We start from the raw sequence: 290 nt of genomic DNA on the forward strand, positions 1-290 counted from the left end.
CCTCTTTCTTTGAGACCTTCAAAAACATCCTTCCAATTGGTCGCGCTTTCCGTGGGAAAGTTTACCACGGTTAAAACTTCCCTTGTGCGGTCTTCTTTCACTCCCAAAACCGTGTAATAGGCTTCATTGCTCACGGACTCGTCCCGCCGGGTGAGGACATACGTGGCATCGATATAAAGAATGGGGTAACGCTTCTCAAGTTTACGCCCCAGCCACGCGTTTACATCTTCACGGGCCGTGTTCAAGAGGCGACTTACCTGACTTTTACTGTAATGCTTCCCGTAAAACTG

Annotated in this window: 1 protein-coding gene; it reads right to left on the reverse strand. The window is 49.0% G+C overall.

Annotated features, from left to right (window positions below; genetic code table 11):
• Positions 1 to 290: transposase (locus tag WS42_RS15105; protein ID WP_046451376.1), on the reverse strand; the 290-nt coding region annotated here is incomplete at both ends.

It is taken from the genome of Odoribacter sp. N54.MGS-14 (assembly GCF_000980295.1).
Lineage (GTDB): Bacteria > Bacteroidota > Bacteroidia > Bacteroidales > Marinifilaceae > Odoribacter > Odoribacter splanchnicus.